Raw genomic sequence first — 17,064 nt, forward strand, 5'->3', positions numbered from 1 at the left:
GGTGAGCGGCACACCTCGGGGCCATTGTTCGTACCTCCGAGGCATACCGCTCACCAGCACACCGGCCCGGTGGGCAGCCACCGTGGCTGGCCCTTGCCGGTCAGCTCAGCGGCTCGGCCGCCCGGTCACCGCAGGGGTGGTGCCTGGGCGAAGGCGGCCCAGGCGGCCGGCGGGAACAGCAGCGCCGGCCCGGACGGGTCCTTGGAGTCGCGGACGGCCACCAGCCGCGCGATGGCGGCCACCTCCACGCAGGCGCCCTCGTCGCCGCTGCGGCTGCTCTTGCGCCACGCCGCCGCGGCCATGGCCGCTGTGATCGTCGGTGTCATCGGTCTTACCGTCCCTTCAGGGCTGTCAGGAGCATTCCGCGGCTGTCGGCCGGGCTGAGCGCCACGCTTCGGAGATGCTCCATGATCTTGGTGCAGGTCCGCGTCTCGCCGGCGCGGTCGAGGATCATCTGACCGGCGACGGTCTCCACCGAGGCGATGATCGGATCCTCGGGATCGGCGAACTCGAGGATGTGCAACGAGCCTCGGGTGCCCCGGTGGTAGCCGGCGGAGAGCGGGATCACCTGAACGGTGATGTTCGGCAACTCGGCCATCTTGACCAGGTGCCGCAGTTGGCCGTCCATCACCGACTGGTCGCCGACCGGGCGCAACAGCGCGCCCTCGTCGATGATCGCGTCGAGGATGGGCGGGGATTCGCCGGTGAGCCGTTGTTGCCGATCTAGTCGGATCTTGACCCGCTGCTCCACCAGGTCGTCGCCGAGGGTGTGCGGGCCGCCGCGCATCACGCCACGGATGTAGTCGGCGGTCTGGAGCAGACCGGGCACCACCGAGGGCTCGAAGTTGGCGATGGCGGTCGCCTCGGCCTCCAGCGCGATGAAGTCGATGGTGCGCGGATCCAGCAGGTACGAGTACGACACCCACCAGCCCGGCTTGCGGGCGTCCTTGGCGAGCTGCACCGCCGCCGCCACCTCCTCGGCACTTACCCCGTACGACGTGAGCAGCGCGCGCACGGTGGCCGGGGTGATCAGGGTCTGGGCGTTCTCGTACCGGGAGAGGGTGCTGCGGGTGCTGTTGATCTCATCCGCGGCGGTTTCCAGCGTCAGGCCGGCCGCCTCCCGGTGGTGGCGCAGGGCGATGCCGAGCCGGCGGGCACGGGCTGTCTTCGGGGCCATACATCGATGGTCGCACACATCTCTGGGAACGTCTGCATGAGAGAACGTCGATGAGAGTTGCATTCACGGCTGTGAACGTGTCAATCTGTTAGCGCGTCCTCACCGCCGGTTGTCGTGGCGACGGTGGTGGTGAGCGACCGGAGGGATGGGGCGCGCGGCGATCGGGTTTCTCCCCCGTGCCCGATCGTCGCGTGCCGCGCCATCCCGCCCGCCGGAAGGAGGCGACGACGTGCGTACCGGTCCGGAGCCCTGCGCTGCACAACCGGTCGGTCCCCGGTGACCCGCTTCCTGGTGGTGCTCACCGACGTGCGTCCGGTCGAGGGTGTCGACCGCGACGAGCGGACCGTGCCCGAGCGGCGACGGCAGGTGGTCGGCGCCAACACCCGGGAGGCCGCCGACCGGATCGCCGGAGCGTTCATGGCGCTCGGCATGGTGCGCGCAGGTCGGCAACGGGTGAAGGTCATCGCGGTCGGCCGTCGGCACGCTCGGGACTGATCCCGCACCGGCTGCCCGTCCCTCACGTGGCAATAGTCCCGTCACGCACCGTATATCCTCTGATGACCGATCGACGTGTCGCGCCGCGGCTCGCCGGGTATCGCCTCGCCCCGTGGCCACGCACAGTAAGGTCAACCGGGTGAGCGCCACCGGCGAGCACGACCAGCCGCAGTCGCGTACGAAGAGGTGACCGGAGTGACCACCCCAGGCAAAACCCGTGTGGCGATCGTCTTCGGCGGCCGCAGCCCGGAACACGGCATCTCCTGCGTCAGCGCCGGCAGCGTGTTCGGCGCACTCGACCCGGACGAGTTCGAGGTGGTGCCCGTCGGCATCACCCGGGCCGGCCAGTGGGTGCTGACCAGCGGAGACCCGGCCCAGCTCGCGATCGAGGCCCGGCAGCTGCCGGAGATCACCGCCGACTCCGGCGACGACGTCGTGCTGCGCGCCGACCCCACCGGTAACGGTCTGATGGTGCTCGACCCGACCGAGGGGCCCCGGGTGCTTGCCGACGTCGACGTGGTCTTCCCGGTGCTGCACGGCGCGTACGGCGAGGACGGCACCATCCAGGGAATGCTGGAGATGGCCGGCATCCCCTACGTCGGGGCGAACGTCTTCGCCTCCGCCGCCGCCATGGACAAGGAGTTCACCAAGAAGCTCTGCGCCGTCGAGGGCATTCCGGTCGGCACGTACGCCGTGCTGCGCAACGGGATGACCCTCAGCGAGCAGGACAAGGAGCGGCTCGGCCTGCCGGTCTTCGTCAAGCCGTCCCGGGCCGGGTCGTCGTTCGGCGTCAGCAAGGTCACCGACTGGGCCGACCTGGACGCCGCTGTCGCCGCCGCCCGGCAGTTCGACCCGAAGGTCATCATCGAGGCCGCGATCGTCGGCCGCGAGATCGAGTGCGGCGTGCTGGAGGGTGAGGCCGGCGGCACGCCCGAGGCGTCCGTCCTGGCCGAGGTGCGGGTCGTCGCGGACCACGACTTCTACGACTTCGAGGCCAAGTACCTCGACGACTCCTGCGAGTACGACCTGCCGGCCAACCTGCCCGAGCGGGTGACCCGCCAGGTGCAGGAGTACGCGGTTCGCGCGTTCACCGCGCTTGACTGCGCCGGTCTGGCCCGGGCCGACTTCTTCGTCACCCCCGAGCTGGACGTCTATCTCAACGAGATCAACACGATGCCCGGGTTCACCCCGACGTCGATGTTCCCCCGGATGTGGGCGGCCTCCGGCCTGGAGTACCCGAAGCTTGTCAACCGGCTGATCCGGACCGCCCAACGGCGCGGCGTCGGCCTGCACTGAGCCACCCGGTCCCCCCGCGCGGTTCAGTCGGCGTGGGGGGCCAGCTCAGCGTTGGCAGCCGGACGGGATGGCACCGCCGGAGGGCACGCTCGCCACTATCGTGCTGGAGATCGACGGCACCCACTGCAACGGCTGCGCGTACGCCCGCGGGACCCGCACCTCGATCGACGTCTCCCGGTCGACAGTGGTGAGCACCGTCTGCTCGCCCTGCTCGGCCAGGTGCCAGCAGACCCGGTTGACCGTCCAGACCTCGTCGGTGGCGGGGAAGGTCGGCTCGGTGCCGCCGCAGGCCACTGTGAGCGCGGGGTCGCCGTACGCCGCGTTCTGCTCCGGGCCGGCGGTGACCGGCCGCTGGGCCAGGTCGCGGATGCTCGTCGGCAGCTGGGAGAGCAGGGCCCGGCAGACAGTGGCCGGGCGGGCGGCCAGCGCCGGGGCGGCCATCTCCACCGGGGCGGTGGACTGCACCCGGGCGGTGGTCGCGGACGCCGACGGCGCGGCGGCCGGCGCGTCCGGGGTGAGCTTGGTGAAGGCCAACACGGCCACCAGCAGCGTGATCGGCAGCGCGATCAACGTGGCCAGCAGGGCGGCACCGCGGATGGTCCGGTCCCGTCCGGCCGGCGCGGCGGCGGCCGGGTCGGCCGCCACACCGATACCGTCAGCCGGCTCAGGTGTCGCGTCGGACCCGTCGCGCGCCCCGTCGTCGTTCAGAGCAGCGGAGGAGTTCGTCATCTCGTCCACCTACAGCCGCACCACCGAACAGGTGAGGGTGCGGGTGATGCCGGGCACCATCTGCACCTTGCTGACAATGAGTTTGCCGAGTTCGTCGACGGTGTTCGCCTCGGTGAGGACGACCACGTCGTACGGCCCGGTGACGGCGTCGACGCGCACCACGCCGGCGAGGTCCGCGATGAGACCCGCCACGTCACGTGCCCGGCCCACCTCGGTCTGGATGAGGATGTACGCCTGTACCACGACTAGACCTCCGTCCGTCGCCGCCCGGGAGCGGCCCGAAGGGTGAAACTACCTTACGGACCAGGTCTGATCCCTATCGGTGGTCAAGGAGCAGCGGTGAGCGAGAACGGCGGAGCCGGGCAGCACGGGCGGAACGCCGGCGGCGGTGCCAGCCTGTCCGGGATCGGGGAGTTCGGGCTGATCGGGAGGATCACCGCCCGGCTGACCTACGGACCGGCGACCCTGCTCGGTCCGGGCGACGACGCGGCGGTGGTGGCCGCGCCGGACGGACGGGTGGCGGCCTCCACCGACGTGCTCGTCGACGGACGGCACTTCCGGCGGGACTGGTCCTCCGCCCGCGACGTCGGGCACCGGGCGGCGGCGGCCAACCTGGCCGACATCGCGGCGATGGGAGCCACGCCGACCGCCCTGCTGGTCGCCCTCTGCATGCCGGCGGACCTGGACACCGGCTGGGCGGAGGAGTTGGCCGACGGGCTCTCCGCCGAGGCGGCCACTGTCGGCGCGAGCGTCGTCGGCGGCGACATGTCGGCAAGTCCCACCCTTACCGTCGCGGTCACCGCGATCGGCGACCTCGCGGGCCGCCCGCCGGTGCTGCGCTCCGGTGCCCGACCGGGGGACGTGCTGGCCCTGGCCGGGCGCAGCGGGTACGCGGCAGCCGGGCTCACAGTGCTCACCCGGGGCTTCCGCACTCCCCGGCTACTCGTCGAGGCGTACCGTCGGCCGCAGGTGCCCTATCCGGCCGGCCCGCAGGCCGCCCGGCTCGGCGCCACCTCGATGATCGACGTGTCGGACGGCCTGCTCGCCGACCTCGGGCACGTCTCGGCGGCCAGCGGCGTCGCGATCGACGTACGCCGCGACGCGTTCGAGGTGCCCCGGCAGATGGCCGACGCGGCGCGGGCGCTCGGCGTCGACCCGTACACCTGGATCCTCGCCGGTGGCGACGACCACGCGCTGGCCGCGACGTTCCCGCCCGCTGTGGTGTTGCCGCCGGACTGGCGGCCGATCGGGATGGTCACGGACGGTAGCGGTGTGACTGTCGACGGCGCACCCCACGACGGCCCTGCCGGCTGGGACCACTTCCGGTGAGGCCCGGAGCCGGTCGTATTGTGGATACCGTGAGTGAGATTGAGATCCGAGCCGTGCGGTTCGACGCACCGGTGGCGCAGCGGTTGATCCAGGCCGCCCTTGCCGACCTCGCCGCCCGCTACGGTGGCTCCGGCGACGACACCCCGGTCGACGCTACCGAGTTCGAGCCGCCCGACGGCGCGTTCCTCGTCGCCTATCTGGCCGGCGAGCCGGTCGGCTGCGGTGGCTGGCGCAGCCACGGCACGGACTGCGCGGAGCTGAAGCGGATGTACACGACCCCGGCGGCACGTGGGCGGGGCGTGGCCCGTGCCGTGCTGGCGGCCGTCGAGCGTTCGGCCCGCGAGCACTGCCGCAAGCGGGTGGTCCTGGAGTGCGGCGACAAGCAGCCCGAGGCGATCGCCATGTACGGCTCCGCCGGTTACGAGCGGATCCCGAACTTCGGCTTCTACAAGGACGCGGAGGGCTGCGTCTCGTTCGGCCGCACGCTCTGACCGGCTACGGGTTGGTGCGCGCACGACAGAGCCGGCGGACCCGGAGGTCCGCCGGCTGAGTCGTACGAGAAGGTGGGTGCCGCCGCGTCAGGCGCGGGTGACCTTGCCGGCCTTGATGCACGAGGTGCAGACCTGCAGCTTCTTGGTGTTGCCGCCACCGGCCGGGGTGCGCACCGACTGGATGTTCGGGTTCCAGCGGCGGTTGGTCTTCTTCTTGGACCAGGGCACGTTGTGGCCGAAGCCCGGCCCCTTGCCACAGACGTCGCACACGCTAGCCACGGGATACTCCTGGGATTGAAACGTTCATGAGGTTGCCGGCCGAGGTGCTGCACGGGCAACCGCGTCAGCCTACCCGATGCCCCGCCGAGGTGACCAACCGCCCTGGCCCGGTGATCAGCCGCCCCTCCGCAGGTGGGTGGTGGGCGGCCGGCCAGGCGACGGCGGTGGTTCCGGCGGCAACTGTACCTGCCGGGCGGATCCCGTCCGTCGCGGCCGGGCGGGCGGGCCGGCCACGTGCGGCGCAACCGGACACGCCGGACGAGCCCGGCGCGTGTCGGTGCGCGCCAGTAGGCTTCTGGCCGTGCTGGACACCCTCGACGCCGCCGCGGTGCGCCGCTGGTGCGCGGGTGGGCTGGCCGCACTCAAGCGCCACCAGGGTGAGATCGACAGGCTCAACGTCTATCCGGTGCCCGACGGCGACACCGGCACCAACCTGGTGCTCACCCTCACCTCGGCCCAGCAGGCCCTCGCGATGGATCTGGACACTCTCCCCGACAGCGGGCCGAGCGCGCACGGGCACGCGCTGCGGCTGATGGCCCAGGGTGCGCTGCTCGGCGCGCGGGGCAACTCCGGGGTCATCCTGTCGCAGATCCTGCGGGGGTTCGCCGACGAGGTCGCCGCGTCCCCGGCGGTGCGCGGCCGGGAGTTGGCCGCCGCGCTGCGGTGCGGCACCACCGCCGCGTACACAGCGGTTGCCCGGCCGGTCGAGGGCACAGTGCTCACCGTGGTCGCGGCGGCCGCCGCCGCGGCCGACCGGGCGGACAGCGACGACCTGGTGGCGGTGGCCCGGGTCGCGGCGCGGGCGGCGGCCGACGCGCTCACCCGCACCCCGGAGCAGTTGCCGGCGCTGGCCCGCGCCGGTGTGGTCGACGCCGGTGGGCGCGGGCTCTGCGTGCTGCTCGACGCCCTGGTCGAGGTGCTCACCGGGGAGAGCACCGGCCAGCCGGCACCCACCCCGCGCTCGGCCCGCCCGGCGGCCACCGCCGCCCGGGAGACCGGCTCCGAGGAGTACGCGTACGAGGTGCAGTTCCTGCTCGACGCGCGGGCCGAGGCGGTGGCCGGGATGCGCCGGGCACTGGACGCCCTGGGGGATTCGCTGGTCGTCGTCGGCGACGGTCGGGAGCCGGAGGGCACCTGGAACGTCCACGTGCACGTCAACGACGTGGGCGCGGCTGTCGAGGCGGGCGTCGCCGCCGGCCGCCCGTACCGGATCTCGGTCACCCGGTTCGCCGACCAACCCGAGCCGCCCCGCGGCCCGGTGTCGGACGGCCGGGCCGCGGTGGTGGTCGCCACCGGCGGCGGCATCGCCGAGTTGTTCGCCGCGGAGGGCGCCACAGTGGTGCCGGGCAACCCGTCCACAGGTGAGTTGCTCGACGCGATCCGCGGCACCGGCGCGGCCCGGGTGGTGGTCCTGCCCAACGACGCCAACACCGGGGCGGTGGCGGGCGCGGCAGCCCGGGAGGCCCGTCGGCACGGCATCAGGGTGAGCGTGGTGCCGACCCGATCGCCGGTGCAGGCGCTTGCCGCCCTCGCGGTCCGCGACGGCGACCGCCGCTTCGAGGACGACGTGATCGCGATGGCCGAGGCCGCCGGCGCCTGCCGGTACGCCGAGGTCTGTCACGCCAGCCGGGAGGCGCTCACCGTGGCCGGCCCGTGCCGTCCGGGCGATGTGCTGGCGCTCGTCGAGGGGGAGGTGCACCTGATCGGCACCGACCTCACCGAGACCTGCGCCGCGGTGGTCGACCGGATGCTCGGCGGCGGTGGTGAGATGGTCACCCTGCTGTCCGGGGTGGACGCCCCGGCCGGGCTCACCGATGCCGTCCGCGCGCACGTCGCGCGACGCTGGCCGTTCGTCGAGGTGCACGCGTACCCGGGCGGCCAGCCGTTTTATCCGCTCCTGGTAGGGATCGAATGAGCGAACCAGCCACCGTCGACACCGCGCTGAAGAAGCTGGTCGGGGACAAGACAGCCAAGGCACTGGCCGCGCACCTCGACCTGCACACAGCGGGTGACCTGGTCTACCACTTCCCGCGGCGTTACGACGAGCGGGGCGAGCACACCGACATCCGTTCGCTCGACGTCGGCGAGCAGGTCACCGTGCTGGCTCAGGTGCAGCGCACCGCCGTGCGCCCGATGCGGCAGCGACGGGGCAACCTGCTGGAGGTGACAGTCGGCGACGGCTCAGGTGGGCTGCTGACGCTTACCTTCTTCGGCAACCAGGCGTGGCGCGAGCGGGAGCTGCGCCCCGGCCGGTGGGGGCTGTTCGCCGGCAAGGTCACCGAGTTCCGGGGCAAACGGCAGCTCAACGGCCCGGAGTACGTCCTGCTCGGCGAGGGTGGTGACGGCGAGGCGGCGGCCAACGACGAGATCGAGGAGTTCGCCGGTGCGCTGATCCCGGTCTACCCGGCCGCCGCGGCAGTGCCGACCTGGGTGATCGCGCGTTGTGTGCGGGTCGTGCTCGACACGTTCACCCCGCCCGACGATCCGCTGCCGGATGACGTGCGGGCCAGCCGCAAGCTGGTCGGGCTGGGCACCGCGTTGACCGAGATCCACCGGCCGACCAGCAAGGAGGCGCTGTACCGGGCGCGGCGGCGGCTCAAGTGGGACGAGGCGTTCGCCGTCCAGCTGACGCTCGTGCAGCGCAAGCACCGGGCGGCCGACTGGCCGGCCCGGCCCCGCCCGCCCCGCCCCGGCGGGCTGCTCGACGCCTTCGACGCCCGACTGCCGTACGAGCTGACGGCGGGTCAACGCGACGTCGGCGTGGAGATCGCCGGGGATCTGGCCACCCCGCACCCGATGCACAGGTTGTTGCAGGGTGAGGTGGGTTCGGGCAAGACGGTGGTGGCGTTGCGGGCGATGCTCCAGGTGGTCGACGCGGGTGGGCAGGCCGCGCTGCTGGCACCCACCGAGGTGCTGGCCGCCCAGCACCACCGTGGCATGCTCGACCTGCTCGGGCCGCTCGGGCGGGCCGGTGAGCTGGGGTCCGCCGAGCACGCCACCCGGGTCGAGCTGGTCACCGGCTCGCTGGGTGCGGCGGCGCGGCGGCGGGCGCTCGGCGAGGTGGCCAGCGGTGCCGCCGGCATCGTGCTCGGCACCCACGCCCTGCTCTACGAGGGCGTCGACTTCGCCGACCTCGGCCTGGTCGTCGTCGACGAGCAGCACCGCTTCGGCGTCGAGCAACGCGACGCGCTGCGAGCCAAGGCCGACCAGCCGCCGCACACGCTTGTCATGACGGCCACCCCGATCCCGCGCACTGTGGCGATGACCGTCTACGGCGACCTGGAGGTCTCCACCCTCTCCCAACTGCCCCGGGGGCGGTCACCGATCGCCTCGCACGTGGTGCCCGCCGCCGAGAAACCGGCCTACCTGGACCGGGCCTGGCGTCGACTGCGTGAGGAGGTGACCGCCGGCCACCAGGCGTACGTGGTGTGTCCCCGGATCGGTGACGGTCCCACGTCCGACGAGGAGCCGCCACCCGAGGACGACAACGGTCGACGCCCACCGCTGGCGGTGACCGAGGTGGCCCCGCTGCTGGCCGAGGGGCCGTTGCACGGGCTGCGGATCGGCGTGCTGCACGGTCGCCTGCCGGCCGACGAGAAGGACGCGGTGATGCGTTCCTTCGCCGCCGGTGACCTGGACGTGCTGGTGGCGACCACGGTGATCGAGGTCGGCGTCGACGTGCCGAACGCCACGGTGATGATCGTGCTGGACGCCGACCGGTTCGGTGTCTCCCAACTGCACCAGTTGCGGGGCCGGGTCGGCCGGGGCGCGGCCGCCGGGCTGTGCCTGCTGGTTAGCGAGGCCGCCGAGGGCTCGTCGGCACGGGAGCGGCTCGACGCGGTCGCGTCCACCAGCGACGGTTTCAAGCTCGCCGAGCTGGATCTGGAGCAGCGCCGCGAGGGCGACGTGCTGGGTGCCACCCAGTCCGGGCACCGCTCCCATCTGCGCCTGCTGTCGCTGCGCCGCGACGCGGACCTGATCCGCGACGCCCGCGCCGAGGCGATCACCCTGATCGAGCAGGACCCGGACCTGAGCGGCAACCCGGCGCTGGCCGCCTCGGTCGCCGCGCTCGTCGACGAGGACCGCGCCGAATACCTGGAGAAGGGCTGAGGCGTCCGCCACCCGTGGCTGTGCCCCGGTGACGAGGTGGGTTGGGCGACGGCGAGTTCGTCGCGGGCCTTCCCGTTGACCTGGTGACCGGCAGGTGTCCACCCGCAATGGCTGAGGGCGCGTCGACCAGATGGTCGACGCGCCCTCAGTTGTCAGCTAGAGCGTGTTGTCTCAGGCGGTGAAGCGAACCTTACGACGACGCGCCATCACGAACAGGACAGCACCAGCGGCGAGCAGCACCGCGGCGCCGGCGATGATCCCGCCGGTCGCGGCACCGGTCAGCGGCAGCGCCGGCCCGTCGTTGTCGCCGCCACCCTGGCCCGGGGTGCACTCGGCCGGCTTGACCCACTTGACAGCGTCGGCCGGGTCGGCCTGCTCACCCTCGACGCTCGGGGTGACGGTCAGGCCCTCGTACGCCTCGAAGGAAACCTCGGTCTTCTTGCCCGGGACCAGCTCGAGCTTCTTGACGACGTTCTTCTCCGAGGTCAGCACGACGGTCTCGGTGACGCCGTCGGCCGGGTTGTCGGCGGTGATGACAAGCGCGTCACAGTCGAAGACGATCTCGAACACCGGAGCGTTGGGCTCCTCCGGCACCAGCGGGCCGGTCGGCTCGCTCGGCTGCGTGGTCGGCACCGGGCTGGTCGGGACCGGAGTGGTCGGGACCGGAGTGGTCGGCGTCGCGCTCGGGGTCGCAGACGGGGTCGCGCTCGCGCTCGGGGTCGCGCTCGGCGTCACTGTCGGCGTGGGGGTGGGCTTCGTCGGCGTCGGCGTCGGCGTGGCCGTCGGCGGCGTGGTGCAGTTCTTGCTCAGCTTCGCGGTGCCGGAAGCGGTGTTGGTGATCAGCTTGCCGTTGCGGATCCACTTGGCGGTGACCTTCAGCTCGAGGGCCTTGCCCTTGGTGGTGAGCTGAGTGCCGGAAACCTTGCCGTTGGCGGCAATCTTGGTGCCCTTGGCGATGCCGTTGATGGTGGTGCCGGAGGGGGTCCACACCTCGGTGATGGTGGCTTCGAGGTCGCGCTCGCTGTTCTCCACCTTCCACTCGACGCGGTGCACGCCGTTAGTGGTCAGGCAGGCGGTGCCGCTGATGGTCGTGTGGTGCGCGAGTGCCGGACCGGCGAAGGTCGCTGCGCCGGTGAGGCCGATCAGCGCGCCTGCGGCGATGGCCGCGACGCGCCGCATCGGAGACTTGGGGAGGTTCAACGCCTGCTCCTGGTGAGGGGGGTACGGATCGCGGCGGGAGGTCGGGAGGCGGGGCGACCGGGTGGGTCGTCTGCTCACCGGGACGTCCGCGACGCGGGGGCGTTCCCGCGCGAAGCGGGGACAGACGGTGACTGTACTGACCGGTCATCAATGAGGGGAGTCCTCATCATTACCTAAGGGCAATGTAGTGAATTCGTGATCTTTGATGAACGGAAGGTGCTCGACTGATCACTGAGGACGTGTAGCGTCGATGACCGATGGGTGGATCCGCAATGGACCGAACGGCGGCGAGGGAGGTCAGGGGCATTTCAGGTGCGGCCGACGACGTCAAGACCTCACCTGGGGCGCTGCCCGGCCCTCGCGATACCGGCGGTGTCGGTCGTGGTTGGCGTCGACTCGCGTAGCGTCGCGGGCATGAGCAGGAGGAGACGGTGACCCGGATCGTGGCCGGGACGCTCGGCGGGCGGCGGATCGCCGCGCCGGCCGGCGCCGGCACCCGACCCACGTCCGACCGGGTCCGGGAGGCGCTGTTCAGCGCCGTCCAGGCCGAGGTCGACCTCGACGGCACCCGCTTCGCCGACCTGTACGCGGGCTCGGGCGCGGTCGGGCTGGAGGCGCTCTCCCGGGGCGCCCGGCACGTCCTGCTCGTCGAGTCCGACCCCCGGGCGGCCCGGGTGATCCGGGAGAACGTGGCAACCCTGCGCGTCGGCCCGGCCGTTCGTCTGGTCGCCGGGAAGGTGGCGACAGTGCTGGCCGCCGGTCCGGACGGCGGGCCGTACGACGTGGTCTTCGCCGACCCGCCGTACGCGGTGCCGGACGCGGAGATCACCGCGCTGCTGACGACGCTTGTCGATGGTGGCTGGCTGGTGCCCGACGCGCTGGTGGTGGTGGAGCGGTCCAGCCGCACCAGGCAGTTCGACTGGGTGGAGGGGATCACCCCGGACCGCAGTCGCCGGTACGGCGAGACCACCCTTTGGTACGGTCGCCGATCATGAGACGTGCGGTCTGCCCCGGTTCGTTCGACCCGGTCACCAACGGACACCTCGACATCATCGGGCGGGCCAGTCGGCTCTTCGACGAGGTGGTGGTCGGCGTCCTGGTGAACCAGTCGAAGAGTGGTCTGTTCACCGTCGAGGAGCGGATCGACATGCTCCGCGAGGTGACCTCGTCGTACGGGAACGTGCGGGTCGAGTCGTTCCGTGGGTTGCTTGTCGACTTCTGCCGGGCCCAGCAGGCGAGTGTGCTGATCAAGGGCCTGCGGGCGGTGAGCGACTTCGACTACGAGTTGCAGATGGCGCAGATGAACATCGGTCTGGCCGGCGTCGAGACGCTGTTCATGCCGACCAACCCGCTCTACTCGTTCCTCTCCTCCAGCCTGGTGAAGGACGTGGCGAAGTGGGGCGGCGACATCTCCGCCCACGTGCCGGACCCGGTCCGCGAGGCCCTGCAGGCTCGGCTGCGCCCCCGCCCCTGACCGCTGCACCCGGCCGAGCCGGCACCGCTTGTTGCTCAGGCACCCCTTTTGCGGAAGATTGTCGGGCGGTGTGGCGGCGGGTGACGATGTCGCGACGCGCCGGGTTGGGGCGGATGGGGCCCGGGTGGGTCGAGCACGACATGATTGGTGACGCGGGGAACGGCCGTAGCCCGCATCATGGAGGTCGGCCGAGGAACGACAGGAGTGAGGTACCGGTGGACCCGCTCGATCGCATCGACGAACTGATCGCCATGGTGGAGCAGGCCCGCTCCGTCCCGATGTCGCGTAACAACTGCATGGTCGACCGGGGTGAGATGATCGCCGCCCTCGACGAGATGCGTGCTGATCTCCCTGCTGACCTGCGTCGCGCCGCCGCGCTCCTGGAGGAACGCGACAAGATCATGGACGCCGGCAAGCGCGAGGCGGACCGGATCATCAGTGAGGGTGAGGCAGAACACGCCCGCCTGGTCTCGGTGAACGAGATCACCGTGTCGGCCGAGCACGAGGGCGCGCGGATCATCGCCGAGGCCCGGGCCGAGGCCCAGCGCCTGAGGGAGGAGGTCGACGACTACGTCGACACCGCGCTCGCCAACTTCGAGCAGTTCCTCACCCGGGCCCTGGCCTCGATAGAGCGGGGCCGGGACAAGATGCACGCGCTGCGGGAGATCGGCACCTTCGGTGGGGATGAGGCGGAACGCCCGCTACCCTTCTGAGCGGCACCTCACCAGCCGACATTCTCGCTCGGGTGTCGCCCCCGGTTCGACGGTCCGGGGGTCACCCAGGTAACCTTTTTTGTCGGCCTCTCACCGGCCGGAGTCTGACTATGCCCAAGCACTCGCCATCAACACTCAACCCCAGGTCGCCGCTGGTCCTCGACACGAGGGACCTGCCGCGCCGCCCTGGCGCGTTGCGTGAGGTCCAGCGGGTCGTGCCGGCACCGGCGGACCTCGGTGTGGAGTTGATCGGCGTGCCGGAGGGCGCGGACCTCGACCTCGATCTGAGGTTGCAGTCGGTGTCCGAGGGCGTGCTCGTCTCCGGGACCATCACCGGTCCCGTCCGGGGTGAGTGCGGCCGTTGCCTGCGCGAGATCAACGACTCGATGGGCGTGACGATCCAGGAGCTGTACGCGTACGAGGACAGCACCACGGACGCCACGACCGACGAGGACGAGGTGGGCCGGATGCAGGGCGATCTGATCGACCTGGAGCCGGCGCTGCGGGACGCGTTGGTGCTCACGCTGCCGACCAACCCGCTCTGCCGGGAGGACTGCCCAGGGTTGTGCCCCGAATGCGGGACACACTGGGACGATCTGCCGGCCGACCACAGTCACCAGCAGATCGACCCGCGTTGGGCGGGCCTGTCGCAACTGACCGTTACAGAGGAGTAAGAACCGTGGCCGTCCCGAAGCGCAAGATGTCGCGCAGCAACACCCGGTCCCGCCGGGCGAACTGGAAGGCGACAGTGGTCGCGACCGTCGCGTGCCCGCAGTGCAAGTCCCCGAAGCTGCCGCACGCCGCCTGCTCCGTCTGCGGCACCTACAACGGCCGCCAGGTTCTCGAGGTCTGACCTGGACGCCGAGTGACGCCCCCGACCCCAGGTCGGGCGGCGCGCGCACCCTGGCATTCGCCCGGTGCCCCGGCTTCCGCCGACGCTGGCCGGCCCACTCCGGCCGGCGTTCCGGTGGAGCCGGGCACCGCGCGGATCGCCGTTGACCTCCTCGGCGGGGACGACGCTCCCGCCGTCGTGGTTGACGGCGCTCTGCGGGCCATGCGCGCCGACCCTGACCTGCACCTGCTTCTCGTCGGCCCGGCCGAGGTCGCCGACGAGCTGATCGCTGCCCTCGATCCGCCGCAACGTGCGCGGATCACGGTGCGGCCCGTTCGTGATGTCGTCGGCATGGCCGACCATCCCAGCGCCGCCCGTGCGGAGAGCACGGTCCGGGCCGCGGTCACCGCCGTTCGCGACGGGACCGCCGACGCCCTGGTCTCCGCCGGCGCCACAGGTGCCACGGTCACCGCTGCCGTGCTCGGCCTCGGCCGCTGGCCGGAGATCCGCCAACCCGCGCTCGCCGCCACCCTGCCCACCGTGGCCGGGCCGGTCGTCCTCCTCGACGTCGGCGGCTCGCTGGAGCCCCGCCCGGCCACCCTCGCCCGCCACGCCGTACTCGGCGCCGCGTACGCCGCGGTGGCGCACTCGATCGCCGCGCCGCGGATCGGCCTGCTGTCGGTCGGCACCGAGGCCGGCAAGGGCGACCGGGTCCGCCGGGCCACCGACCCCCTGCTCGCCGTCGAGCCGCTGCCCGGTGGCGCGCGCTACGTCGGCCTTGTCGAGGGGTACGACGTGACCCTCGGCTCGCGCGTTGATGTGGTCGTCACCGACGGCTTCACCGGTAACGTGCTGCTCAAGGCCATCGAAGGCGCATACGCGATGGCCGGTGGCCCACCCGCCGAGGGCGGGGCGCCCCGGGCGGCCGCCCTGCTGGGCGTCGCGGGGACGGTGGTGGTCTGCCACGGATCCGCTCGCGCCGACGACGTCGCCTCCGGCATAGCCCTCGCCGCCCACCTGTGGCGGCGGCGCGCCACCGATCTGGTCTCGGCGTTGCTCGACGGCGACGCCGCGATGGACCGCACCGACCGCTCCACCGACACCGAGGTACGCACATCATGAGCAACGACAAGCGGCGGCGGGCGTCCGTCGGTCACCTGGAAGCCGCGTTCGGCGTGAGCCTGGAACCGGAGCTGCTCCAGCGCGCCCTGACCCACCGCTCGTACGCGTACGAGAACGGCGGGTTGCCCACAAACGAGCGGCTGGAGTTCCTCGGCGACTCGGTGCTCGGCGTGGTGATCACCACCGCGCTCTTCCACAACCACCCGGACCTGCCCGAGGGGCAGTTGGCCAAGCTGCGGGCCAGCGTGGTCAACATGCGGGCGCTCGCCGACGTGGCCCGTGGTCTGGGCCCGGACGGCCTCGGCGCGTACCTGCTGCTCGGCAAGGGTGAGGAGACCACCGGTGGCCGGGACAAGGCGAGCATCCTGGCCGACACACTCGAGGCGCTGCTCGGCGCGATCTACCTCCAGTACGGCCTGGACACCACGGGGATCGTCATCCACCGGCTCTTCGACCCGTTGATGGCCGAGTCGGCGGGTCGGGGTGCCGCACTGGACTGGAAGACGAGCCTTCAGGAGCTGACGGCGGCGCTCGGGCTCGGCGTCCCGGAATATCGGATCGAGGGCACCGGCCCGGATCACCTCAAGACGTTCACCGCCTGGGTGGTGGTGGCCGGCAACCGGTACGGCGGCGCCGAGGGGCGCAGTAAGAAGGAGGCCGAGCAGCGGGCCGCCGAGGCCGCCTGGCGAACGCTCGCCGAGCAGAACGGCCGGGCCGGCGACGACGGCCAGACCGGTCAGGCCGGCGATGGCCAGTCCGGCCGGAGCGGCGGCGACGGCCGGGGCCAGTTGGTCGACCCGGACGGCTCGGCCGACCGGGATGAGCCGTTCGGTCCGCTCGAACGCGCCGCTCGGGCGGCCGAGGCCGAGCAGGCCGACCACCTGGCGCAGGCCCTGCCGGCCGGGGGTGCCGACGGCCACGAGACCGGCCTGCGGCGTGCCTGAGCTACCCGAGGTGGAGACCGTCCGGCAGGGGCTGGCCCAGTGGGTCGTCGACCGTCGGATCGCCTCCGTCGAGGTCCGACACCCGCGTGCCGTGCGCCGGCACGTCCCCGGCGGCGTGCACTTCGCCGACGTGCTCGCCGGCCGGACCGTGCTGGACGTCCGTCGGCGCGGCAAGTACCTGTGGCTGCCACTGGACAGCGGCGACGCGATCATCGGCCATCTCGGTATGTCCGGTCAGCTGCTGCTCCAGCCACCCGGCACCGCGGACGAGACCCACCTGCGGGTCCGGTTCCGGTTCACCGACGACGGTCCGGAGCTGCGCTTCGTCGACCAGCGCACGTTCGGCGGGCTCTCGGTGAGCGAGGGCGGCGCCGAACTGCCCGACGAGATCGCGCACATCGCCCGCGACCCGATGGACCCGGAGTTCTCCGACGTGGAGTTCGTCGCCGCGCTGCGCCGCCGGCACACCGAGGTGAAGCGGGCACTGCTCGACCAGACCCTGATCTCCGGGGTGGGCAACATCTACGCCGACGAGGCACTCTGGCGTGCCGGGCTGCACGGCGGCCGACCCACCGACGCGCTGACCGGGTCGGCGGCGCAACGCCTGCTCGGCCACGTCCGCGACGTGCTCGCCGAGGCGATAAGCGTGGGTGGCACCAGCTTCGACGCCCTCTACGTCAACGTCAACGGCGAGAGCGGCTACTTCGATCGGGCCCTCAACGCCTACGGTCGCGAGGGCGAGCCGTGCCGGCGGTGCGGAACGCCGATCCGCCGTGAGGCGTTCATGAACCGATCCTCGTACAGCTGCCCGCGCTGCCAACCACGGCCCCGGGGTTCCCTTCGGGGATGACCCGGAGCCGGCTCCGGGTCGGC

Annotated in this window: 19 protein-coding genes and 1 pseudogene; 14 read left to right on the forward strand and 6 right to left on the reverse strand. The window is 72.1% G+C overall.

Annotated elements, in window-relative coordinates; all coding sequences use genetic code 11:
• Nucleotides 1–125 precede the first annotated feature (125 nt).
• Together AB0B86_RS15905 and AB0B86_RS15910 are read right to left on the reverse strand one after the other, a co-directional pair.
• Complete coding sequence (locus tag AB0B86_RS15905; RefSeq protein ID WP_357411710.1) at nt 126–326, reverse strand: DUF397 domain-containing protein; 201 nt, start codon at nt 324–326, stop codon at nt 126–128.
• Nucleotides 327–331: 5 nt separating this feature from the next.
• On the reverse strand, nt 332–1,177 hold the full coding sequence (locus AB0B86_RS15910) for a helix-turn-helix transcriptional regulator (RefSeq protein ID WP_357411711.1): 846 nt from the start codon (nt 1,175–1,177) through the stop codon (nt 332–334).
• 276 nt (nt 1,178–1,453) lie between these two features.
• Here AB0B86_RS15910 and AB0B86_RS15915 point away from each other — a divergent pair, with 276 nt between their 5' ends.
• A complete protein-coding gene (locus tag AB0B86_RS15915; protein ID WP_357411712.1) occupies nt 1,454–1,672 on the forward strand; it encodes a hypothetical protein in 219 nt (72 codons plus the stop codon).
• 195 nt (nt 1,673–1,867) lie between these two features.
• Nucleotides 1,868–2,968 carry a D-alanine--D-alanine ligase family protein gene (locus AB0B86_RS15920; protein ID WP_357411713.1) on the forward strand — a complete coding sequence of 367 codons (1,101 nt, stop codon included), beginning with the start codon at nt 1,868–1,870 and terminating at the stop codon, nt 2,966–2,968.
• Between the two features lie 45 nt (nt 2,969–3,013).
• Here AB0B86_RS15920 and AB0B86_RS15925 read toward each other — a convergent pair whose 3' ends face one another.
• Both AB0B86_RS15925 and AB0B86_RS15930 read right to left on the reverse strand, forming a co-directional pair.
• On the reverse strand, nt 3,014–3,697 hold the full coding sequence (locus tag AB0B86_RS15925) for a DUF3515 family protein (RefSeq protein ID WP_357418363.1): 684 nt from the start codon (nt 3,695–3,697) through the stop codon (nt 3,014–3,016).
• 9 nt (nt 3,698–3,706) lie between these two features.
• A complete protein-coding gene (locus tag AB0B86_RS15930) occupies nt 3,707–3,940 on the reverse strand; it encodes an Lrp/AsnC ligand binding domain-containing protein (RefSeq protein ID WP_013284547.1) in 234 nt (77 codons plus the stop codon).
• Nucleotides 3,941–4,036: 96 nt separating this feature from the next.
• Here AB0B86_RS15930 and AB0B86_RS15935 point away from each other — a divergent pair, with 96 nt between their 5' ends.
• Complete coding sequence (locus tag AB0B86_RS15935) at nt 4,037–5,026, forward strand: thiamine-phosphate kinase (RefSeq protein ID WP_357418365.1); 990 nt, start codon at nt 4,037–4,039, stop codon at nt 5,024–5,026.
• 29 nt (nt 5,027–5,055) lie between these two features.
• Entirely contained in the window at nt 5,056–5,517 is a 462-nt protein-coding gene (locus tag AB0B86_RS15940; protein ID WP_357411716.1) for a GNAT family N-acetyltransferase, read from the forward strand.
• Nucleotides 5,518–5,604: 87 nt separating this feature from the next.
• Here AB0B86_RS15940 and rpmB read toward each other — a convergent pair whose 3' ends face one another.
• Nucleotides 5,605–5,796: a 50S ribosomal protein L28 gene (gene rpmB / locus AB0B86_RS15945; protein WP_091671657.1), complete on the reverse strand. Its 192-nt coding sequence runs from the start codon at nt 5,794–5,796 to the stop codon at nt 5,605–5,607.
• Between the two features lie 301 nt (nt 5,797–6,097).
• Between rpmB and AB0B86_RS15950 the strand changes: the two genes are divergently transcribed.
• Entirely contained in the window at nt 6,098–7,711 is a 1,614-nt protein-coding gene (locus tag AB0B86_RS15950) for a DAK2 domain-containing protein (RefSeq protein WP_357418367.1), read from the forward strand.
• Nucleotides 7,708–9,906 (forward strand): ATP-dependent DNA helicase RecG, encoded by a 2,199-nt coding sequence (recG, locus tag AB0B86_RS15955; protein WP_357411718.1) that lies wholly within the window; start codon nt 7,708–7,710, stop codon nt 9,904–9,906. The genes AB0B86_RS15950 and recG overlap by 4 nt, the downstream gene beginning before the upstream one ends.
• 171 nt (nt 9,907–10,077) lie before the next feature.
• Here the strand turns inward: recG and AB0B86_RS15960 are convergent, their stop codons facing one another.
• Entirely contained in the window at nt 10,078–11,106 is a 1,029-nt protein-coding gene (locus AB0B86_RS15960; RefSeq protein ID WP_357411719.1) for an LPXTG cell wall anchor domain-containing protein, read from the reverse strand.
• 431 nt (nt 11,107–11,537) lie between these two features.
• On the opposite strand from AB0B86_RS15960, the gene rsmD reads away from it, so the two are divergent.
• The 8 genes and pseudogenes from rsmD (at nt 11,538) to mutM (ending at nt 17,041) form a co-directional block, all read left to right on the forward strand.
• A complete protein-coding gene (gene rsmD, locus AB0B86_RS15965; protein ID WP_357411720.1) occupies nt 11,538–12,101 on the forward strand; it encodes a 16S rRNA (guanine(966)-N(2))-methyltransferase RsmD in 564 nt (187 codons plus the stop codon).
• Nucleotides 12,098–12,580 carry a pantetheine-phosphate adenylyltransferase gene (gene coaD, locus AB0B86_RS15970; RefSeq protein ID WP_357411721.1) on the forward strand — a complete coding sequence of 161 codons (483 nt, stop codon included), beginning with the start codon at nt 12,098–12,100 and terminating at the stop codon, nt 12,578–12,580. The genes rsmD and coaD overlap by 4 nt, the downstream gene beginning before the upstream one ends.
• Nucleotides 12,581–12,795: 215 nt before the next feature.
• Nucleotides 12,796–13,293 (forward strand): hypothetical protein, encoded by a 498-nt coding sequence (locus AB0B86_RS15975; protein WP_234590503.1) that lies wholly within the window; start codon nt 12,796–12,798, stop codon nt 13,291–13,293.
• A gap of 110 nt (nt 13,294–13,403) precedes the next feature.
• On the forward strand, nt 13,404–13,967 hold the full coding sequence (locus tag AB0B86_RS15980) for a YceD family protein (protein WP_357411722.1): 564 nt from the start codon (nt 13,404–13,406) through the stop codon (nt 13,965–13,967).
• Nucleotides 13,968–13,972: 5 nt separating this feature from the next.
• On the forward strand, nt 13,973–14,146 hold the full coding sequence (rpmF, locus tag AB0B86_RS15985; protein ID WP_030335284.1) for a 50S ribosomal protein L32: 174 nt from the start codon (nt 13,973–13,975) through the stop codon (nt 14,144–14,146).
• 114 nt (nt 14,147–14,260) lie between these two features.
• Entirely contained in the window at nt 14,261–15,247 is a 987-nt protein-coding gene (locus tag AB0B86_RS15990; RefSeq protein WP_357411723.1) for a phosphate acyltransferase PlsX, read from the forward strand.
• Nucleotides 15,244–15,951 (forward strand): annotated as a pseudogene (gene rnc, locus AB0B86_RS15995) (ribonuclease III); the annotation flags it as partial. The gene AB0B86_RS15990 and the pseudogene rnc, both read left to right, overlap by 4 nt.
• Nucleotides 15,952–16,183: 232 nt before the next feature.
• The gene (gene mutM, locus AB0B86_RS16000; protein ID WP_357418369.1) at nt 16,184–17,041 is read left to right on the forward strand and encodes a bifunctional DNA-formamidopyrimidine glycosylase/DNA-(apurinic or apyrimidinic site) lyase; all 858 of its coding nucleotides are present in this window, start codon (nt 16,184–16,186) and stop codon (nt 17,039–17,041) included.
• Nucleotides 17,042–17,064 lie beyond the last annotated feature (23 nt).

Origin of the sequence: Micromonospora sp. NPDC049047, from assembly GCF_040649135.1 — a bacterium.
In the GTDB taxonomy this organism is placed as follows: domain Bacteria; phylum Actinomycetota; class Actinomycetes; order Mycobacteriales; family Micromonosporaceae; genus Micromonospora.

What these genes read in the sequence shown, in the direction of transcription:
- coaD (WP_357411721.1), top strand. Translation starts at nt 12,098, where the DNA reads ATGAGACGTGCGGTCTGCCCCGGTTCGTTCGACCCGGTCACCAACGGA.
- AB0B86_RS15980 (WP_357411722.1), top strand. Translation starts at nt 13,404, where the DNA reads ATGCCCAAGCACTCGCCATCAACACTCAACCCCAGGTCGCCGCTGGTC.
- recG (WP_357411718.1), top strand. Translation starts at nt 7,708, where the DNA reads ATGAGCGAACCAGCCACCGTCGACACCGCGCTGAAGAAGCTGGTCGGG.
- AB0B86_RS15905 (WP_357411710.1), bottom strand. Translation starts at nt 326, where the DNA reads ATGACACCGACGATCACAGCGGCCATGGCCGCGGCGGCGTGGCGCAAG.
- AB0B86_RS15910 (WP_357411711.1), bottom strand. Translation starts at nt 1,177, where the DNA reads ATGGCCCCGAAGACAGCCCGTGCCCGCCGGCTCGGCATCGCCCTGCGC.
- AB0B86_RS15925 (WP_357418363.1), bottom strand. Translation starts at nt 3,697, where the DNA reads ATGACGAACTCCTCCGCTGCTCTGAACGACGACGGGGCGCGCGACGGG.